Source organism: Aeromicrobium sp. (genome assembly GCF_036676885.1).
GTDB lineage: Bacteria > Actinomycetota > Actinomycetes > Propionibacteriales > Nocardioidaceae > Aeromicrobium.
The window spans coordinates 1-4,105 of the sequence record NZ_JAKFCB010000237.1 but is presented as its reverse complement, the minus strand read 5'-3'; the positions used below and the strand labels follow the sequence as shown (position 1 = coordinate 4,105).

Annotated in this window: 4 protein-coding genes; 3 read left to right on the top strand and 1 reads right to left on the bottom strand. The window is 68.3% G+C overall.

The window, feature by feature from the left end:
- On the bottom strand, window positions 1-387 hold a 387-nt coding region (locus tag V6M46_RS10580), incomplete at its 3' end, for an ABC transporter substrate-binding protein (RefSeq protein WP_332664640.1).
- A gap of 541 nt (window positions 388-928) precedes the next feature.
- On the opposite strand from V6M46_RS10580, the gene V6M46_RS10575 reads away from it, so the two are divergent.
- The 3 genes from V6M46_RS10575 to glyA form a co-directional block, all read left to right on the top strand.
- Window positions 929-2,566 carry a sensor histidine kinase gene (locus tag V6M46_RS10575; protein WP_332664637.1) on the top strand — a complete coding sequence of 546 codons (1,638 nt, stop codon included), beginning with the start codon at window positions 929-931 and terminating at the stop codon, window positions 2,564-2,566.
- Window positions 2,563-3,234 (top strand): response regulator transcription factor, encoded by a 672-nt coding sequence (locus tag V6M46_RS10570; protein WP_332664634.1) that lies wholly within the window; start codon window positions 2,563-2,565, stop codon window positions 3,232-3,234. Before V6M46_RS10575 ends, V6M46_RS10570 begins: the two co-directional genes overlap by 4 nt.
- Window positions 3,231-4,105, top strand: an 875-nt coding sequence (glyA, locus tag V6M46_RS10565) for a serine hydroxymethyltransferase (RefSeq protein WP_332664631.1), incomplete at its 3' end; no start/stop codon positions are given. The genes V6M46_RS10570 and glyA, both read left to right, overlap by 4 nt.

Below are 4,105 nucleotides of genomic sequence, written 5' to 3'. Positions count from 1 at the left end.
GTCGGCGATCTTGCCGATGCGGGTGAACGAGAACGCGACGTCGGACGCCGTCAGCTCGTTGCCGTTGGCGAACTTCAGCCCGTCCTTCATCGTGCAGACGTACGTCGTCGGGGTGTCGAAGTCGCACTTCTCCGCCGCGTCGGGCGTCGGCTCGGTGCTGCCGGCCGGGAAGTTGAGCAGGTACTGGTAGACCTGCGTCTGGACGTTGAGTGAGCCGTTGTCGTACGAACCGGCCGGATCGATCGACACGACCTTGTCCGTGGTGCCGACGACGATGCCAGAACCGGAGTCCCCGCCATCGTCCTTGCTTTGTCCACACGCGGCCAGCGTGATGCCGGCAAGCGTGGAGGCCGCGACGATGGCGGTCCCCCGACGGAAGTTCTTCATTGCTCTCCTACGAGTCGAGCCGCAACGCGTGGTCGCGGCGGGAATGTCCACATGATGGGACTGAGCCTTTCCGCACGCTACACGCGCCCACGGTGGCAGAACCGCCCTGCGAGATTGCAGTTTGGTTACCGAAGGCCTGCTCCGCTGCGACACCGTCGGTCGCCGGGCAACGTGGGCAGAGCTGGACCCCGGGCTGCCGCTGGGTAAGAGAAGCGGGCAGTCGAAGCACCGAGGCGGAGGGTTCGGGAGGGAACTGGGAGTACCTCCACGTCGGCTCGCAGGAGGGAGATCCTGCAAGCGCCGGGGTCCTGCTCTGTAGTCATCACGCTCCCGTAGTCCAGCAGGTCGCATTAGGGACCAAAGTCCCTAACGGTCTCGGCGAAGGTATGTGCTCATCACTCGAATTGACTAGGTCGGGTCTAGTCCTTTCGACCGATTTCGTACGCTCAGCGGCGGAGTGCCGCCGATTTCGCTGAATTCATCGGGATTTAATGGCGGGCTCAAGGCCTCTGGCGGTACGCTCCCCGACGGGAGAGGAACCATGACCGCAGCACGGACCGCTGTCACGACTGAACGTCTCGGTGGGCTTCTGGACGCCGTCGTGGCGCTCTCGTCGGATCTCTCGCTGGAGAGCCTCCTCGAGCGCATCGTGCGGCAGGCCTGCCTCCTGGTCGACGCGAAGTACGGCGCCCTCGGCGTGCTCGGGCTGCACGGCGACCGCCGGCTCACCCGGTTCGTCACCCATGGGTTCACCGACGCCGAGATCGCCGCGATCGGCGAGCTGCCACGCGGCCACGGGATCCTCGGCCACATCATCGATCATCCGCAGCCGCTGCGGCTCCAGAACCTCGGACACCACCCGGCGACGTTCGGGTTCCCGTCGGAACATCCCGCGATGGGCACGTTCCTGGGCGTGCCGATCCGCATCCACGACCGCATCTTCGGCAACCTCTACCTCACCGAGAAGCAGTCTCCCGGTGGCTTCACCCGCGAGGACGAAGAGGTGGCGGTCGCGTTGGCGTCCGCCGTGGGCGTCGTGATCGAGAACGCGCGGCTCTACGACGAGGCCGAGCGCCAGCGCCGCTGGCTCGAGGCGGCGGCCGAGATCACGACAGCGCTGCTCGGGCCGATCTCCCGAGACACCGCGCTGCAGCTCGTGGCCGATCGCGCCCGCGATGTCGCGGACGCCGACTTCGTCGCGCTCCTCATGCCGACCGAGGCAGACGTCCTCGAGATCCGAGCGGTCTCCGGGGCGGCTGTGCACGAGCTGATCGGCGAGACGGTCGGCGCGTTCGGGAGCCTGGCCGGCGAGGTCGCTCGTACGCAGGTCACGGCGGTCGTACCGGACACCGCCGTGGAGTCGCGATACACGGCGGCGACGACCCCGCTGTGGCCCGACCTCGGGTCCGTCCTGGTCCTGCCGTTGCGCAGCGGTGACGTCACGGGCGCTCTCACGGTGGGTTGGCATGAAGTGCTGAAGACCGACCGCTGGGAGCTCGACCCCGAGCTCCCGCAGCGCTTCGCCGAGCAGCTTGCGCTGGTGCTCCAGGTGGCCCAGGCGCAGGAGGACCAGGCCCGCCTTGCGGTGTTCGAGGACCGCGACCGCATCGGCCGGGACCTGCACGACCTGGTGATCCAGCGGCTGTTCGCGATCGGGCTGATGCTGGACAACACCGTGCGGCTGGTCCAGGCACCCGACGCGATGACGCGGCTGTCGTCGGCGATCGACGAGATCGACGCCACGATCAAGGACATCCGCCGGACGATCTTCGCGCTGAGCGCCAATGCGGTCGCCGCCGACCTGAAGACCAGTGTCGAGCGCCTGCTCAGCCACGCCGCGCTGACGCTCGGGTTCCCACCCAGCCTCGACACGCGCGGACCGATCGACAGTTCCGTCCCCGAGGAGGTGCGGGAGCACCTGATCGCGGTGCTCAACGAGTCGATCTCCAACGTCGTGCGTCACGCCTCGGCCACGAAGGTCGAGGTCCTGCTCGACGTGGGGGACGACATCACGCTGCAGGTCCGCGACGACGGTCCGGGCCTCGGCGGCCAGGAGCCCGGCAGTGGACTGACCAACATGCGCGCTCGTGCCGAGCTGCTCGGCGGTCACTTCGCTGCGGAGGACCTGGCGGACGGTGGCCTGGAGCTCACCTGGGTCGTGCCGAGGGGCCGGCCATGACCCGCGTCTTCCTCCTTGACGATCACGAGATCGTCCGGCGCGGCCTGCGCGACCTCCTGGAGCATGAGGAGGACATCACGGTCGTGGGTGAGGCCGGTTCAGCCACCGAGGCTCTCGCGCGCATACCCGCCATCGTGCCGGACGTCGCGGTGCTCGACGCGCGGCTTCCTGACGGGTCGGGCATCGACGTGTGCCGCGCCATCCGGTCCACCCACCCGGCGATCGCCGTCATCATCCTGACGTCGTACGACGACGACGACGCCTTGTTCGCCGCGATCATGGCCGGCGCCGCGGGATATGTGCTCAAGCAGGTGCGTGGCCATGACCTCGTCGAGGCCGTACGCCGCGTCGCCACGGGCCAGTCCTTGCTGGACCCCGTCGTGACGCAGCGGGTGCTGACCCGCATCCGCGAGGGCGATCCGCGGGCCGGGCCGCTCGACCAGCTCACGCCGCAGGAGAGCCGCCTGCTGGAGCTGATCGGCGAAGGCCTGACGAATCGGCAGATCGCCGCGGAGATGTTCCTCGCGGAGAAGACGGTCAAGAACTACGTCTCGCAGTTGCTGGCCAAGCTGGGACTGCAACGCCGGACGCAGGCCGCCGTGCTAGCGGCCCGTCACCCCCCGGGCGAGGGCAAGGACCATCGTCGGCCCGATACCCTTGGGCCATGAGCCACAACCAGCATCTCTCCGAGTTCGACCCTGACATCGCCGCGCTTCTGGACGCCGAGCTGCACCGTCAGCAGTCGACGCTCGAGATGATCGCGTCGGAGAACTTCGCCCCCGTCGCCTCGCTCGAGGCCCAGGGCAGCGTCCTCACCAACAAGTACGCCGAGGGCTATCCCGGCAAGCGCTACTACGGCGGCTGCGAGTTCGTCGACCAGGTCGAGACGATCGCGATCGACCGGCTCAAGCAGCTGTTCGACGCGGGCTATGCCAACGTCCAGCCACACTCGGGCGCGACCGCCAACGCCGCCGCGCTGCACGCCATCGCAACGGTCGGCGACACGATCCTGGGCCTTGACCTCGCCAACGGCGGTCACCTCACGCACGGCATGAAGCTCAACTTCTCCGGCCGGCTCTACAACGTGGTGCCCTACCACGTCGTGCCCGAGACCGGCCTCGTCGACATGGACGAGGTCCGCTCGTTGGCGCACGAGCACCAGCCGACCGTCATCATCGCCGGCTGGTCGGCATACCCCCGCCAGCTCGACTTCGCGCTGTTCCGCGAGATCGCCGACGAGGTGGGCGCCAAGCTGTGGGTCGACATGGCGCACTTCGCCGGTCTGGTCGCCACGGGCCTGCACCCCAGCCCGCTGCCCCACGCGCACATCGTCACGACCACGACGCACAAGACCCTCGGCGGCCCGCGCGGTGGCGCGATCCTCACGAATGACGAGGAGATCGCCAAGAAGATGCGCTCCGCGGTGTTCCCCGGACAGCAGGGCGGCCCGCTCGAGCACGTCATCGCGGCCAAGGCCGTCGCGTTCAAGATGGCCCTCGAGCCGGAGTTCAAGGAGCGCCAGGAGCGCACGATCGAGGG

Bases quoted from the DNA above. Each gene is read 5' to 3' on its own strand.
- V6M46_RS10575 (WP_332664637.1), top strand. From the start codon at position 929: ATGACCGCAGCACGGACCGCTGTCACGACTGAACGTCTCGGTGGGCTT.
- V6M46_RS10570 (WP_332664634.1), top strand. From the start codon at position 2,563: ATGACCCGCGTCTTCCTCCTTGACGATCACGAGATCGTCCGGCGCGGC.